This is a genomic window from Paenibacillus popilliae ATCC 14706 (assembly GCF_000315235.1).
GTDB classification, from domain to species: Bacteria; Bacillota; Bacilli; order Paenibacillales; family Paenibacillaceae; genus Paenibacillus_B; species Paenibacillus_B popilliae.
Window position 1 is genome coordinate 1 of record NZ_BALG01000397.1, and the last position, 218, is coordinate 218.

At 51.4% G+C, this 218-nt stretch carries 1 protein-coding gene; it reads right to left on the bottom strand.

What is annotated here, in order from left to right; genetic code table 11:
- On the bottom strand, positions 1–100 hold a 100-nt coding region (locus tag PPOP_RS26370; protein ID WP_479691891.1), incomplete at its 3' end, for a hypothetical protein.
- Positions 101–218: the final 118 nt, after the last annotated feature.

A 218-nucleotide genomic window follows, 5' to 3' on the forward strand; every position in this document is an offset into this window, starting at 1 on the left:
GCAGCATGAGCTCCGAATCTGCAGCAGGGCGACCCTGTTTCTCTGAATACATAGGGGCGGTCCATGGATGCACAACGGACAGATCCAGTATTTCATCCAGACGTCGGAGAATATGACGCTCTGGCACGAGGGCATCCATATTGATGATTTGGAATAACTTTGGCTGTACACCGCATCGTTTCGCTGCTCGCATTGGGGGTTCCTCTACTTTCAAACGA